This is a genomic window from Rhodococcus sp. NPDC060176 (genome assembly GCF_042728675.1).
In the GTDB taxonomy this organism is placed as follows: Bacteria; Actinomycetota; Actinomycetes; order Mycobacteriales; family Mycobacteriaceae; genus Rhodococcus_F.
Window position 1 is genome coordinate 173571 of sequence record NZ_JBHWYS010000008.1, and the last position, 15074, is coordinate 188644.

Annotated in this window: 13 protein-coding genes; 7 read left to right on the forward strand and 6 right to left on the reverse strand. The window is 59.0% G+C overall.

Going from position 1 to position 15074, the window contains the following annotated elements:
• Nucleotides 1-118 precede the first annotated feature (118 nt).
• The 5 genes from ACFWEM_RS28280 (at nucleotide 119) to sbnB (ending at nucleotide 5725) form a co-directional block, all read left to right on the forward strand.
• Entirely contained in the window at nucleotides 119-895 is a 777-nt protein-coding gene (locus ACFWEM_RS28280) for an HpcH/HpaI aldolase/citrate lyase family protein (protein WP_378539080.1), read from the forward strand.
• A complete protein-coding gene (locus tag ACFWEM_RS28285; RefSeq protein WP_378539081.1) occupies nucleotides 892-2160 on the forward strand; it encodes a type III PLP-dependent enzyme in 1269 nt (422 codons plus the stop codon). The genes ACFWEM_RS28280 and ACFWEM_RS28285 overlap by 4 nt, the downstream gene beginning before the upstream one ends.
• 108 nt (nucleotides 2161-2268) lie before the next feature.
• On the forward strand, nucleotides 2269-3549 hold the full coding sequence (locus ACFWEM_RS28290) for a diaminobutyrate--2-oxoglutarate transaminase (protein WP_378539143.1): 1281 nt from the start codon (nucleotides 2269-2271) through the stop codon (nucleotides 3547-3549).
• Nucleotides 3542-4660, forward strand: coding sequence for a 2,3-diaminopropionate biosynthesis protein SbnA (gene sbnA, locus ACFWEM_RS28295; RefSeq protein ID WP_378539082.1), 1119 nt, complete (start codon nucleotides 3542-3544; stop codon nucleotides 4658-4660). Before ACFWEM_RS28290 ends, sbnA begins: the two co-directional genes overlap by 8 nt.
• 24 nt (nucleotides 4661-4684) lie before the next feature.
• Nucleotides 4685-5725, forward strand: coding sequence for a 2,3-diaminopropionate biosynthesis protein SbnB (sbnB, locus tag ACFWEM_RS28300; protein ID WP_378539083.1), 1041 nt, complete (start codon nucleotides 4685-4687; stop codon nucleotides 5723-5725).
• Between the two features lie 141 nt (nucleotides 5726-5866).
• On the opposite strand, the gene ACFWEM_RS28305 is transcribed toward sbnB, so the two are convergent.
• From ACFWEM_RS28305 to ACFWEM_RS28315, 3 genes are all read right to left on the reverse strand, one after another.
• Nucleotides 5867-6124, reverse strand: a complete 258-nt coding sequence (locus ACFWEM_RS28305) for a hypothetical protein (RefSeq protein ID WP_378539084.1) — start codon at nucleotides 6122-6124, stop codon at nucleotides 5867-5869.
• Nucleotides 6125-6163: 39 nt separating this feature from the next.
• The gene (locus ACFWEM_RS28310) at nucleotides 6164-6286 is read right to left on the reverse strand and encodes a hypothetical protein (RefSeq protein ID WP_378539085.1); all 123 of its coding nucleotides are present in this window, start codon (nucleotides 6284-6286) and stop codon (nucleotides 6164-6166) included.
• Between the two features lie 285 nt (nucleotides 6287-6571).
• On the reverse strand, nucleotides 6572-7180 hold the full coding sequence (locus ACFWEM_RS28315) for a hypothetical protein (RefSeq protein ID WP_378539086.1): 609 nt from the start codon (nucleotides 7178-7180) through the stop codon (nucleotides 6572-6574).
• Between the two features lie 142 nt (nucleotides 7181-7322).
• On the opposite strand from ACFWEM_RS28315, the gene ACFWEM_RS28320 reads away from it, so the two are divergent.
• Nucleotides 7323-9641: an AAA family ATPase gene (locus tag ACFWEM_RS28320; protein WP_378539144.1), complete on the forward strand. Its 2319-nt coding sequence runs from the start codon at nucleotides 7323-7325 to the stop codon at nucleotides 9639-9641.
• Nucleotides 9642-10021: 380 nt separating this feature from the next.
• Here the strand turns inward: ACFWEM_RS28320 and ACFWEM_RS28325 are convergent, their stop codons facing one another.
• The 3 genes from ACFWEM_RS28325 to ACFWEM_RS28335 form a co-directional block, all read right to left on the reverse strand.
• Complete coding sequence (locus ACFWEM_RS28325; protein WP_378539087.1) at nucleotides 10022-11065, reverse strand: hypothetical protein; 1044 nt, start codon at nucleotides 11063-11065, stop codon at nucleotides 10022-10024.
• An 83-nt stretch (nucleotides 11066-11148) separates the two neighbouring features.
• Entirely contained in the window at nucleotides 11149-11508 is a 360-nt protein-coding gene (locus tag ACFWEM_RS28330; RefSeq protein ID WP_378539088.1) for a hypothetical protein, read from the reverse strand.
• 255 nt (nucleotides 11509-11763) lie between these two features.
• Nucleotides 11764-13026, reverse strand: coding sequence for an AAA family ATPase (locus ACFWEM_RS28335; RefSeq protein ID WP_378539089.1), 1263 nt, complete (start codon nucleotides 13024-13026; stop codon nucleotides 11764-11766).
• Nucleotides 13027-13243: 217 nt separating this feature from the next.
• Between ACFWEM_RS28335 and ACFWEM_RS28340 the strand changes: the two genes are divergently transcribed.
• On the forward strand, nucleotides 13244-15028 hold the full coding sequence (locus tag ACFWEM_RS28340) for a hypothetical protein (RefSeq protein WP_378539090.1): 1785 nt from the start codon (nucleotides 13244-13246) through the stop codon (nucleotides 15026-15028).
• Nucleotides 15029-15074: the final 46 nt, after the last annotated feature.

The following is a 15074-nucleotide window of genomic DNA, read 5'->3' on the forward strand; positions in this document are numbered from 1 at the left end:
CGAGAGGGTGGTTTTCTCGGGATCGGATTCGCATATCGGGCTCGCTCGATGTCCCGGGTCGGCGTTGGTCAGTTGAACCCCCGTTCATCTTGTCTGGCCTCGGGGCGGAGGCCTGTTGATGTTACGTCCTAACGAAGTGCGGTTGGCTTTGGCTGAGGGGCGCACGGTGTATGGACTATTCTGCGCTATCCCGTCGCCATCCCTTGTCGAGATGATCGGATGCGCAGGCTATGACTTCGTAATCGTGGATACTGAACACACTGGAGTCGATCCTCAGGAACTTGAGAACTTAATTCGTGCAGCTGAGTCCGTAGCTCTTACCCCGTTTGTTAGGGTCCCCAAAGGTGATTCAGGGGCAATCTTGCGAGCCCTAGACGCTGGAGCAATGGGTGTTGTGATTCCACACGTGCAAGATGCCGAGACTGCCCGCGCTGCCGTCTACGCGTCCCGATACGCACCTGAAGGTATGCGGTCGCTGAATAGCGGCCGGCAGCCAGGTTTCGGGGAGCTCGTACTTACTGAGTACATCAGCCGTGCGAATGCCGAGATCATGGTGGTGGTCATGATTGAGGACAAACAAGCCGTTGAGGCGATCGATTCGATTCTGAAGGTTCCAGGAATTGACATGGTTCTGGAAGGTGCGGCCGACTTATCGCAGTCGTACGGAGTGCCGTGGCAAATTCGTCATCCCCAGGTGCTGGACGCGCTAGCTCACATTGCAAAGCGGTCTCAAGCACATAATGTCCGCTACTGCGCTATCCCCCGGACACCCGATGACCACTCGGCTTGGCTTGAACAAGGAGTCCGATGTTTCGTCCTCGGGGAGGATCGAAGTGTCACAGCGAGAGCCCTTCGAGCGCATTTGAACATTCATCGCAGTGCGGAGGGGTCATGAATGGATTTGATGCGAGGGACTCGGAACTTGCTGCCTTGATTGAGACCAGGTCTGGTCGTGATCAAGCTGTCTGCCTTTTTGCATACGACCTCGAACGCCTGAGACAGCATGTCAAAGCCGTTGTCACAAGCCTCCCGGAACGATGCCGAATGTATTACGCAGTGAAGGCCAATAGCGCTGCTCCGATACTTCACTGCCTGGCCCCTATCGTCGCAGGGTTCGAGGTGGCTTCCGGCGGCGAGATCGAGAAGGTGAGGGCCGTCGACGAAGACGCGCTAATCCTCTTTGGTGGACCAGCAAAGACGCAAGCAGAGATTCGACTGGCACTTAAGGCTTCGGTTACGCGCATTCACGCAGAGAGCATCCTAGAGTTGTATCGGATCTCAGAGGTAGCAGCCGAGTTCGGCTGTGAGGTCGAAGTACTTCTGAGAGTAAACCTGGCAGGCCCATTTCCCTCGTCCACCCTGATGATGGCCGGTTCGACCCAATTCGGCATCGATGAGTCGGACCTGCCAGCCGCAATACGGGCGGCTACCAGCCTTCCAGGCGTAAAGTTCGTCGGTTTCCATCTGCACTCACTGTCCAACAACCTTTCTGCTGACGCACACCTTGCGATGCTGGAGTTGTACCGTGACACCGTAATGGGATGGGAGCGGACCTTCGGGGTTACGGTAGAGGTGCTCGATGTCGGTGGTGGAATTGGAATAAACTACCAAAACCCGGCGATGCCGTTCGATTGGCTGCTGTTCGCACGACTGCTCGCGGATTGGGTTGATACGGTGCCTGCGCATTGGGGTGAAATCCAGTTTGAATGCGGCCGATATCTGACCGCAGAGTGCGGTCACTATGTCGCAGAGGTCCTGGATGTGAAGCGCACACACGGAGTCGCTTGGGCGCTAATTCGTGGAGGCACACATCATTTTCGGCTCCCCTCATCGTGGCAGCACAGTCATCCATTTAGCGTGATATCTATCGAGCGGTGGGAATTGCCTCTACTTCGACCAACAGTCCGCGATCAGTTGATCACAGTCGCCGGCGAACTCTGCAGCCCCAAGGACGTGCTCGCCAGAGATGTGCGAGTTGCGTTGCTTAGAGCCGGCGACATTCTCGTGTTCCAACTCGCCGGGGCCTATGGATGGGAAATATCCCACCACGAATTTTTGAGCCATGACCATCCTGAGAGGCTATTTCTCACGCGGGATTCCGCTCGTAACGGCGAAGTCGCAGCGAGGTGGATTCAAGAGGAGAAATATTTCGGGCATTAGTGCACCGGGAAAGTGTGCCGTTGAGATTTGAGTTTCTAGAATTACGGTGCGCTATCAAATATTCGAGGTACGGTGAAGAAAATTAAACCGTTTGTTCGCGGAGGCGATATGAAAATCTGTGCTGGAGACACTATCCATACGATCGAATCGCAGGTACGTTCCTACAGCCGGAGTTGGCCCGTAATTTTCGACCAGGCCGAGGGATGTTGGATTTCTGACGATCAAGGTAATCAGTACCTCGATTTCTTTGCTGGTGCGGGCGCTCTCAACTACGGACATAACAACCCCACGTTAAAGGGTGCATTACTCGACTATCTCTGCAATGGTAGCATAACGCATTCTCTTGACATGAACACTGTGGCGAAAAATTCTCTATTAGAGTGCTTCGGGAAGCATATTCTTGAACCTAGGTCTCTTGACTATCGAGTGCAATTTACGAGTCCAACTGGTAGTAGCGCAGTGGAGGCTGCCCTGGAACTGGCCAGGAAAGTTACTGGACGAAAAATTGTTCTGGGATTTGAGAATGCATTTCACGGTATGACCTTGGGTTCGATGGCGGTAAGCGATAACCGCATAAGCCGTTCTGCACACGGGTCCGCGCCGGACCGCGGATTTCCGCTAGTCCATGGCGAACTAGACCAAATCGAGGAAATATTTTCGTCTCGAACCAATCGCCCAGCTGCCGTGATCGTTGAGACAGTGCAGGGCGAAGGCGGTGTAAATATCGCAAGAGACGGTTGGCTGAATGAAGTGCGCGCACTTTGCACTAAATACGGCGTGTTGTTGATCGTTGACGACGTGCAAGTCGGTTGTGGGCGAACCGGGCCATTTTTTAGTTTCGAAGGTGTTGATGGTGTCGTTCCAGACATTGTTTGCTTGTCGAAGTCGATCGGCGGATTTGGTCTCCCGTTGGCCTTGACATTAATCCGCAGGGACCTTGATATTTGGCGCCCTGGAGAACATAGCGGAACATTTAGAGGAAATAACCTTGCATTTGTAACAGCGGCCGCAGCAATTGAAACCTATTGGGCGGACGGCAATTTGGAAACAGAAACTATCAAAAAGGGCAATTTTGTTCGTCAAGAATTGGCTAGAGTAGTAGGTGAATATTCCGACCTTTCATTGGCTGTTCGAGGTGTGGGCCTCATCAACGGCTTGGTTTTTTCAAGTGCAGTCCAGGCGAGAGCGGTTTGTAAGGCTGCCTTTGAAGTGGGTTTGCTACTGGAATCTGCGGGAAGAAATGGCGAGGTAGTGAAGCTAATGCCTCCGCTTACCATCACCAATGCGGAAGTGGCGCGGGGGTTAGCCCTCCTCAGGGAGGCAATTGCTTCGGTGTTTGACACCTCCGGTCGAACCGGCCTGAAGGTCGGTGAAGTAGATCATGATTGACCGCCATTTTAGTAATAGGTCCAGCGATCAGAAGCGAGCGATAGCGTCTCCTGCCGACGAGAGCGATCACTCATTGGATGAATCGAACCTTAATCTCGATCAATTTACAGTCGGAGACTACCCAAATGTCACCAATAGTGGCAAAAGTAATTTTGGGAAGGTGCAGATCCTATCCAGACCGTATGATCTGCTTGAATCTCAGATCTATGTTGACCTTCTGCCCTCTCTGGGGTTTGATTTGAAGCTGAAATGTGAAGGTTTCAACTTTGCGGGATCGTTGAAAATGCGAGCAGCAGCTCGCCTAATATCGGGAGCTGAAGAACGTGGCGAGATCGACAAACAGTCGGTTCTTATAGAGTCCTCGTCGGGGAATCTCGGATTGGCGCTTGCGATGATCGCGGCGAGTAAAGGGATGAGATTCGTCTGTGTGACTGATCCGCGGTGCAACGTCACCACAATGAACCTGCTCCGGGCGCTAGGCGCAGAGGTTGTTGTGGTGTCTGAACTCGATTGTAATGGTGGTTTCTTGCAGACTCGCATGGACTATGTCCGGGCGCGGTGCGCAGAGGATCGACGGTACGTGTGGCTAAACCAGTATGCGAATCCGTCAAACTGGATCGCACACTACGAATCAACGGCTCCAAGTATTGCTGAGGCGTTTCCTGACCTGGATCTGCTATTTGTAGGGGTCGGAACTGGTGGCACTGCGATGGGGTGCGCGAGATATTTCCGCGACAACGGTGATTATGTGAGAGTGATTGCTGTGGACGCAGAAGGCTCGGTTAGTTTTGGCGGTACCCCGGGGCGCCGCGTGATTCCAGGCATCGGTGCTAGCATTCGACCGGGAGTACTGGACCCTCAGATATTTGCTGACGTGGTCCACGTTCGGGAAGCGGATAGTATTCGATGGTGCCACGATCTGGCTCGACTGGGATTCCTTTTCGGTGGATCGACTGGAACTATTGTGAGTGGGGCAATCGACTGGCTTAGCGTGAATGACCCACACCGTCGACTGAAGGCGGTAGCGATTGCACCTGACCTTGCGGACCGATACTTCGACACTATCTTCGACGACGGTTGGATAGCGCAGCAATTCAATTCTGACTCGTGAGCAACTATAATTACTGGAGTAGCTATGAGCGATAGCAGTGCCCCTAAGCCCTTCGTGGTAATCTCGGGGGAGATAGTTGACGATGCCATGCAGGGACATGAGGGAAGCCTTCTGGATCTCGTGAAACGAGGTTATATATTGCATGGCGAGGGGAAGACTGTTAACCCACCTTCTTATTTTCTTCGATTCCCGGACGACCCACGTAATCGAATCATTGCGCTGCCATCGGCTGTTGGCGGAGATGTTGATGTTTCTGGGATAAAATGGATTTCAAGCTATCCGAATAATGTGGATTCTGGAATTCCAAGAGCGTCCGCCGTCGTTATTCTAAACGACTCGAAAAATGGCTATCCTCTTGCATGCCTGGAAGGCTCAATTATTAGCGCAGTTCGCACGGCTGCGTCGGCAGCGATCGCCGCGAGTCTTCTGAGTGAGAATCGTCCTAAAATAGCAAGACTCGGCATTGTTGGGACCGGTCTAATTGCTAGATACGTCTACAAGTACTTGGTTGCGGCCGGAATTGATCCGGACGAGGTAGCCCTCTATGACAAGGATGACGTGCACTCGAATGGGTTGGCTAGGCACTTGTTCCGAGAGCGGGAATCTATCGAAGTTACTGTGCACGAGAGTATCGAGGATGTCATACGATCGTCTGATCTAGTTATTTTTGCGACTACGGCTGGAAGTCCATATGTGACTGATGTAGATTGGTTCTCGCATAAACCCCTGGTATTGCATATTTCTCTGCGCGATTTATCGCCGACGATAATTTTTGATAGTTGCAATATCGTTGATGATGTCGAGCATTGTTTGAAGGCTGAAACGTCGGTGCATCTTGCCGAGCAGGCCTCGAGAAATCGTGATCACGTGCATGCGACGCTTTATTCTGTTATTACCGGGTCGTTCGCACCTCCGTCCGATCGCACTGTGGTTTTCTCGCCCTTCGGTCTAGGCGTTCTTGACCTAGTTGTTGCTAAATTTATATATAATCAAGCGATTAGATCAAACACTGCCTTAGTTGTTGAAAGTTTTTTCCATGACTTGTCGCGGCATGGCGGAAGATGATGTCAAGTAGGTGTCACTGGAACGCCGAGCCGAATCCCGGTCGTTGTCGGTTTGGGCTTTCTCGACTGGGAATGGAAGCTTCGAAAGGATGTGATCGATGAATTTTGATCGCGATTTTCTGGTCGCTGCGTGGGTGCCCCGTCAGACCCGCAATCGGGTGCAGTCGTCGATTGCGGTGTATGAGTAGTACCGCTTCTTCTCGCCGGTTTGACCAAGTGGCTCGATGAATTTACGCCTACTTGTAGTTGGTGGTCGGGGTGGCGTTTGTCGTGGCGTTCCATCGGTCTGCGTGCGTTTGTAGCGCTGTGAAGCCGGCAGCCGGTTGAGGTCGAGGTTGTGGAGGATGTGCCAGAGTGCGGATCGGGTGACGGTGACGTCGTGGTAGCGGGCGAAGAACATCGGGGTCCTTCGTGGCCCGGAGTGGTATTGCTGGCGGTGTCAGTGGATGTTCTCGGTGAGTCCCGGGAATCCTTGTTCGGGGACGCTGCCTCTGATTTCTTCGACGTCGCGCAGCACAGCGAGTTTTTGTTTTGCTCGGCGTTCGAGCTCTCGTGGTGACATGGAACCTTCCCTTAATCGGAAGGCCCAACTGTCTACAAACTCCATGAGTCTTAGAACTAGTGCCGTCATCTTCCAAGTCGGTTGGCGGGGCAACGACATTTGCCGATAGGCCGTGATCCGCGTTCCGCTGCGGGCGAGGCAGTTCTCCGAGCGGTTGCCGCGTATCAGCTTTGACGTCGCCGTGGACTTCCTCCAGATGATGTTGGTTCCCCGAGTGGTCTCGATTAACGTCGGTCGCGCAGGAACTTTTCTCTGTGCGAGTCTCCGCCAAAAAGGAGGTTCAAATCACCACAGTGTCAGGGGTTGTCCAGCAGCTTCAGCAGCGTGGATACGCTCTTCGATTGCCAGCGCATTTTCATTGCGAGCGAGACCCGCACGGATGGCTGAGGCGATCGCGCGTGTACGGCCGGCAGAGCCGCGAACGTCAGACAGAGGGCTGGAAATGTTGCGTCGGCGTAGGTCGTACTCGTTTCGGTTGGTTAGGTTGGTGCCGAGTCGCATGTGCAGCGGATTGGTGCATCCGGCGAAGTCGCACTGGTGACACAGCACAGCGTCCTCCGTGTTGGTCCATCCCAACCGCGGAATGACCCCGTACTCGAGCTGATACGCGAATAGATGAGCCGGAACGGTGCCCCGCCTAGAAGCACCGGGCAGACTCGCGGCCCGGAATGATCCGTGTCCGGTGGACGAAACCCCACCCAGCCATGGGGTGCACAGGTTTTCACCGCGTCGATAGCATTTGGCTTCGAATCGTGCCACGACGGCGTCATCGGTCAACCAGAGTCGCCACAGGTCGGCAGGAATCCGGACCGGTCGTGCGTCACCGAGGAGTGTGAGTTGCTCGCCGCGCGGCGCGGGTGTCAGGCCAGGCAGAGGTAGAGGTTCGGCGATCACATCGGCTCCCTCCTTGGCTGGTGTACGCCCTGATCGTACGGCGAAGATAGGCAAATGCGACGGGTGAAACACCTTCTGCGCCCGTCCGTAGCGTCACATCGGTCACGAGCAATTGACCACCTGACAGGAAGGGCGCACCATGATGCGGTTGAAGTCGTTGGAAATGAGCAACATTCGATCAGTTGAACAGTTGACGATCGAGGTAAACCCCGACGGAACCACCGCACTGTTCGGTCCCTCCGGGGTCGGTAAATCCGGCATTCTCGACGCCCTGCCGTGGTGCCTGTGGGGAGACACCGGTACCGCAGGCTCCTCGGCCGCAATGCGTCGAGAAGGCTCTACCGGCGCGGCACATGTCACCGCGACACTTCTCGTCGGCGACGACATTGTCGTTGCTACCCGCCGCATCACACGATCGGACTCCGGAACCGAAACCGCGTCAGCGAAGTTGTGGATCAACAACGAGAAGCAATCGAACGTCACCCCCGCCTCGCTCACTAGGATCATTACCGAGCTGACCGGACTGACCGCGAAGACTTTCCGTGGCGCCTTCTACATGGCTCAAGGCCAGCTCACCGACCTGATGACCGGGACCCCAGCCAAGGTTCAGGAGACATTCGAGGAGTTGACCGGGCTGGATGACCTGTCGAAGCGCATTCAGATGCTGAGGGAACAGAACAAAGAAGCCGTGGTGCGCGCAGACGCACTGCCTGGCGACCCCGCCGAGGTCGACCGAACTGCAGGTGACGCAGCCGAAGCCGTGAAAGAGTCCGATCGGCTACAGCAGGAAGCGAATACGTCGGTACGCACCGCTGCAGAAGGCCGCATCGAATGGGAGGCAACCCGCGACCGGGCCCGCGACCTCCAACATGCCGAGCGCGCCGCACGCGCCTCCCGCGAAGCAGTCGTGGGGGCCGAGGCCTTGGTGTCGGACGCAAACAAGAATCTCATTGCAGCGCAACAGCACATCAGCGACTTCGGTGGTGACCACGACAGCAACCCACATCAGCACATGGCCGAAACGCAGGACCGTTGCAGCAACCTCGAACAGACCGTTGCCGACCTCACTCGCCATGGCGCCGAACTGAAGTCGGCGGTCGCGCAGGCGCTCGCGGCCCGCGCGAAGGCCGAAGAGGCGCGGGCCGCGCACCAGAGCGTCGACCCTGCCGCACTCGCCTCCGCCGTCGAGACGGCAGAGGCTGCCGTTCTGCAAGCTCGAACGGCGGGCGAGGAAGCGCAGCGCACGGCGACTATCGCAGACGCGACCGTTGCCCAGCGGACCGACGCAATCACAACGTTGACCCGCGCCGCCGATGCAGCATGCTGCCCAACCTGCCAACACACCCTCGACGACGTCACTGCGCTGACGGCTGATCTGACTAGTCAATTGACCACCGCCCAGGAGGTTGCCCGGGAAGCCCACACGCTGACCTCAGTGACGAACCAGGATGTTCTCACCACTGAGTCGGAATTGCGCGCCGCCCGAGCTGAACTGGCGAAAGTCGACGGTCTCGCCCGTGTCGCCCAGCACGCAGCCGAGACTGCGACGGTGGCCGCACAGGAGTTGGAGCGTGCCGCCGCCACTCTCGCCGGTCTCGTCGAGGGTGTGACAGGGCACGATCCCGGATCCGATCCCGACGCCATCCGTACCGCCGCCCTCGCCGCCCACGAGACTCTGACGGCGTCGGTGGATGCTGCCCGATCGCAGAACGCAGCGTGGAAGTTGCTCGCCGACATGCGCCTGCGGCACAACAATGCGGTGGAACTGGCGCAGAAGGCCCGCGCGGCAGTGCTTTCGGCGCCCGACGCCGATGTCGTTGCCAGCGCAGAGGCAGCAGAGCGTGCCGCCCGACTCGCCCTTGACGAGCTTCAATCCGTCGCGTCGGAAAAGGCGGCAGAAGCGCAGGCCGCGAGGGCAACCTCCATGCAGCTCGAGGGAATCGCGGACGATGCGGCCGCCCGTTGGGAAATTAAGCGTGCTGCTGCTGATACTGCAGAAGAGACGCGTATCGCTCGCGATATCGTCGTCGGGCTGCGCCGTGACCTGCTTGCCGAGTACTGCGAAACGATCTCGACGTCTGCCACTGAGATCCTTATGCGCCTCGGCGGCGAGCACATCGGGTTCACGATCGACGAATCATTCACCCCACAGGTCGTATTGCCCGATGGGACAACCAGGGGCACCCGCCAACTCTCCGGAGGCGAGAAGGCCAGGGCTGCTGTCTGCGCTTTCATCGGAATCTCACGACAACTATCAGGCGGAGGAAAGCCAGGCATGATCTTCGCCGACGAGATCACCGCTTCCCAGGACGAGGCGTTTCGCCGAGAAATGCTGACGATGTTGCGGTCCCTTGAGATGCCCATGATCGTCGTGTCACACACCGCCGACGTGCTCGACGTTGCCTCTCACGTGATCCGGCTGCAGCGACCTCCCCTGGGGTCCACTCAAATTGCGGCGTGAGCTCGTCAGCGTCGTCGGGATGCGGTAACACAAACGAATCGGGATGCTTGCCCTTCACCCTCTCTTTGAGTCCGTCGAGGACGAACTTTCGGTACCGCGACCTCACGGACCGTCTTGCCCTTGGTGGTCCCGCTGTAGTGCTTGCTGCCCAACTGAACCTCGTTGTCGGAGAACGACAGTTGCGCCCGGGTGAAGTCTATATCGCGGACTCGCAGTGCGATGGCCTCACTCCAGCGGCAGTCACAGTAGGCGAGCACCAGCGCAAGGAGCCCGTGCGCGTGACGGTCTGCCTCGGTCGATAGTCGGCCTACGTCTTCGGCCGTCAGGTAGATGTGCCGATTGCAGTCCTGCGATTTTCGGTGAAGATTGCTGTCTGGTTCTCAGGCCGGGGCGATGCCGAGTTCCGCACCCACGTACGACATGTCGTCGACGCCCTGGGCGTTCGAGAATGCCTGGAAAGCAAGCTCGTTGGGGTGTGTCACTCCAGCGACGTCGCGCAAGGTCACCATTGTCCGAACGGCCAGTTCGTGCATGGTGGGATGCGTCGTGTCCCTTCCGGTCGGCGGGCCCAGCCAGATCGGCGCGTCGACAGCCCCGTGATGATCGGGCGTCCACTGCCACCCGAGAACGCTCATCAGCCGGTTGATTTCCTTCAGGTCCGACCCTGCCCGATCCCAGAACATACACTCGCTGTCGATGTCACCACCGGAGTTGTAGAACTGTACGAACTGCTTGTTCGATCCTTTTCGAGGAACATCCAGGATGACAATGCCCAGCCACGGCAAAGTGGCCAGAACCCACTCGAACCGCGTGACGAACTCATCCCACCCTGAGCACCGTGCCGGAAGGCCGGACAACGTCGGACGGTCGGAAGCGACCTCGCCCACCCGCTGTGTGCGGGTGGGGCCGAAGTTGTTGTACGAGCTGACACGGAGCCGATCAGGAGTCGTACCCAGTCCGTCGCGCAACACCGCGACGATTGCAGCGGCGATCTCGTATCGTTGGTCGTCGGCATTGTGGCGCCATCCCGTTCTCCACTCCCGCGCATACTCCTCGACACGCTGGCCCACGTGTTCGACGTCGTGATCGCGGCCGATACGGATTTCGACAGACCTCCACAACGGCTCGTCAACCGTCACCCAACTACCGGACTCACGGTCACGGACCTGGGAAAACAAGGTGGTCCGCTGCGACTGGATCACCTCCCGTAATCGGGCAGCCGTCACCGGTTCATCGGGCACCGTCACCCTGATATCAAGTCCTTTGTCATCTTCTCGGAACAGGATCCGTTGCCCGGTCAACGTGTCGCGCAGTTGAAGGCTGTCGCCATCCGTCGGCGAAATCAGCGTCTCGTTGTCATCCCAGTCCGGGTACAGCACCAGTTGGATGTCCTCAAACAGACTGGTCCAAATGTCATCAGCCACAACCACTCCCCGTTTCCGAAACCTCCCGACAAACCTACCGACACGCCCCGACACGTACACCGTCGAGGACCGCTTGGCCCGATTCACGGAGCGCTACAACGCCACAGCCACGCCGTTCCAATGGAGCTGCACCTGCGGCGACCTGCATAGACACTTGCAGCGCCTTGAGCGCGACGCCCCGCTCCGGGATGCCGCGTGACCCCGACGAGCTTCTGGCGATGACCACTAAGAGCGGGTCGCTGCCGGTGAAGTATGGCGCGCCAGACGCCGACGGCGATGCCCGTCAAGCCCACGACTACGGTGATCCAGCCGGCAACGGCAAGCGCGACGTCACCCGCGTCCACCCGCGATACCCAGAGCAGAGCGGCGCCGCCCACAGCGACCAGCAGTCCGGCGCCGATCCACACAGCGGGGCCTGGTGTGGGCTGATGCTCGTAGCCCATGGTGATCGCAGCCTATACGGACGTGTAAGTACTCAACTTAGTCCCGCCCTTATCTGCGCGACCCGAGGGATGTTGTGCTGAGCTAGTAGCGAAATCTTCTCGACTGGAGACCAATTCAAGGCTTTCCTACGTTTGTGCGGCGAGACGGAGGCGGGTTGTGGCGCCACTTTCGCGACCCACGTGGGTTATGGATGGTGGCTCACGATCGCAAACTGGGTCGAAGTCTTTGGGGCAAGCGCCCGGGGTGCGGACTCCTTAGCTGCTGGCGACGAGTTCTCCGACGTCCTCTTCATTGGTTCCGAGGGCGTCGGCGAGGGCTTTGCTGACTGTGTTGCGCAGGAGTGGGTCAGGGCAGGCTGATACCAAAGCTTTTGCTGCGAAGGGCAAGCCGAGCACTCGAGTGATGTCGCGTGCTTTGAGGAGGGAACGGAGTGTCGGTACCCATGTCGGTTCTGTTCCGTTTTTCGCGGCGACCATGTTTTGCGCGGAGAGAGCGAGTGCGGCGTTGACGAACGGGGTGGGAACCTTGAGTTTGATTGCGGTGTCGAGGTCGGTGGGGACCGTGATGGTGAATGCGATGCGGTCGTGGAGGGCATCAGGCATCCCGAATCCGGAACCGGGGTTGTACGCGATCAGGACGGCGAATCCGTTCTGGGCGATGACTTCGCCGATGTTCGGGTTCGCTGGGTCGATGTAGGTTCGCCGGTGGTCGCATACCGACAGGAACACTGATTGCACTTCTTGTGGGGCGCGGGGGAGTTCGTCGGCGAGGAAGGGGCGGCCTTGTCGCATCGCGGTGAGCAACGGTCCGTCGGCCCATGCGAACCCGGAGGGGGCTGTGGGATCTGGGTTGTATCGGCCGATGATGTCTTCGGTTGATGTTTCGCCGTTGAATGTCAGTTGGAGTAGGTCGGTTGCTGCGACTTGCGCGAGGGTGGTCTTTCCCGATCCGGGTTCTCCGGCGAGCCCCACGGTCCACCCTTCTGTGATTGCTTGCCTCACCACTGATACATCGGTCAGGCCGCCGACGAGGCGTGGCAGGTATGGCTCCCCGGTAGGGGTGGTGTACTCGGCGTCGTCGTGGAGTACGACCGGTAGTTCGTCTCCGGATGGAGCGTCGTCCCAGTTCACGAAGCTGGTGGAGTCGGACGGATCGCTGTTCATCAGGGCGAGGAGGAAGGCGTCGACCTGCTGATCGGGAGAAGTCTCGTTGAAGTAGGTGGTCAAAAATTTTAGGGGGATCCGGTTGTCGGGCAGGTTCGGTGGTAGCTCGACGCACCGTAGCGGCACTCGACCGGAATCTCCTTGTTCGTCGCGGGCGTCTTCGACGTCCTGCGCGAGTTGAAGGCCGGCGTCGAGAAGTGTGGTGCAGGCACCGGGGGCATCCGACCATTGCGCGTCGTTGCCTTGGGTATGGCAGCGGCGCAGTCGCTCGCCTTGGCGGACCACGAAGTGCGTGGTCGATCCTGCAGTGTTGCCGCTGCCGCCCTTCCAGAGCGCGTATCCGAACGCGATCATTGGTGCGTCCTCCGGTAGTAGTTGCATTGTCAGATGAGCATGACGTGCCGTTGGCCAGCTGTTTCACTTGTGCGGCGGCGTGGTGAGTGTGTCCGAGGTCTTCTCCATCCGACGGTGAAACTGGGGGAGGAGGGCGCCGATAGTGTTCGATCACCCGGGGCGATCCCCGGGCGCCGCGGGTCGACACTGCGGAACACACGATCGAGAGACTCCGCTGATGACCCCTATCGACGCCCGAACCATCACTGGTTGGTCTGCGACTTCGCTTGCGCGAACCACCGCCGGCCGCGGCGACGTCGTCGTCACGTTCGATGCGGACCCGGACGCCGCGGCGTTGAAGGTCGACGTCGACAACGGCGAGATACGCATAGGTGGCGACGATGTGAAGCTACCTGCAGACGGTGACACACCGATGCTGAGCACCCTGACACAGCGGCTACAGCATCCGGTGGTGTGTGGATTGGTGCTCGACGGTGCTGCCCGCCAAGCTCATTCGCGTTGGCGTGGCCGTGTGGCCGGCGATGTCGACGCTGAGGTGGTGGCTGCTGCATGGTCACTCGATGCTGCTCGCGCGCACGGCCGTTTGATTCGGCGGAGCCCGACGGCGAGGTTGTTCCTGCGGTCGAGCGCGGCGCTGCTATTCGAGGGGCAGGAGGTCACTGCGAGAGGTGCAGTCGAGAGCTTGCTTCCACGTGTGGATTCGGGAGTGCTGCCAAGGTGGGTGGGCACTCGTATGCGTGAGGCCGCCGATGCCGAGTTGGGCGTTGAGATGGTTGACGCGTGTGAGCGGATCTGGCGGGAGTTCCTTGAGCTGAAGGACTCCGATGACGCGCGGATGTTGGAGTTGGCAACCGAGTGGGTCGAGTTGTGGCGGCAGCGGGACGGCCGCGGTGGCGCGGCAGAAGGCGCCGCTGCGGATGCCGGCGTGGTGTCGGGTGAGCCCCTCAGCAACGCAGATGCTGGAGGGATTGGCGACGACCCCCCAACCGGCGCCCCTGGACGGGATCCCGCAGCCTCCGGTTCGACCGACTTTCATACAAACGGCCCCGGCATCGGCCGCGGATTCACCGACGTCCTCGACGAAGTACTCGATGCACTCGCAGCCGAAGCGCAGGCAGCTGTCACCGCCGAATCACATCGCACCACCACCCGGAAGCAGACCCCTGAGGAACAAGAAAACCAGGCCCAGCGGGATCTCTGCGCCGAGATTGCTCGCACCGTTTTCGACCCCGCGGCTCTACGACGTCTGCACTATCGCCCACCTACGACCGAGGACGTCGCCCAACGAGCTGCGATCGTCCGCAGACTCGAACGCGCCCAGTACGCCGCTCCGCGCACAGTGACCGAGTTCGTCGGCTACCCCGCAGGTCGACCACGGACCGGCTCCCTGGTGCAACGGGCCGCGCAACGCGCTCAGGGCCAAGTTGTGACCGCGACGCCGTGGCGGCGCACCCGTCGCCGCGTGTCACAGAAGCCTCCGATTCACGCGGGAATCGTCGTCGACCATTCCGGGTCGATGTCGGCGTGGATGCCCTCCGCCGGTACGGCAATGTGGGCTCTGGCGGAGGCCGTCGCTGAGCTCGGCGGGTCGGCGGCCGCCGCAGGTTTCGCAGGCAGAGTGATCCCGTTGCTGAAACCGCGCAGTCGCCCCGCCCTCGTACCAACAGTCCCTGGTGGTGGCGGGTCGAGTGGCTGCGCCGAAGCGATGGCTGCTGTCACCGCCGCGGCAGAGTTAACAGTGCCGTTCGGTGCGCGTGTTCTTGTCGTCCTCACAGATGGGCAGCTACCGGGTGGGGACTCGGCTGCCATCAACGCTCAAGCCCGTTACCTACACCGGCATGGTGTCACGGTGGTGTGGGCGCTGACCGGCGCGACGGAACACGCCCACGTGATCCCGCCGCACGTCGCGCTGGTCGACGAGGTCACCCCGAAAATGTTCGCGGCCTTGGTTTCTGACACTCTCGCGACCACTCTCGAAGCGGCCCATGCCAAAGGACGATGAGCGGTCGCAATGCAACACGGGTGTGAGCACGGTGCCACGGTGTGAT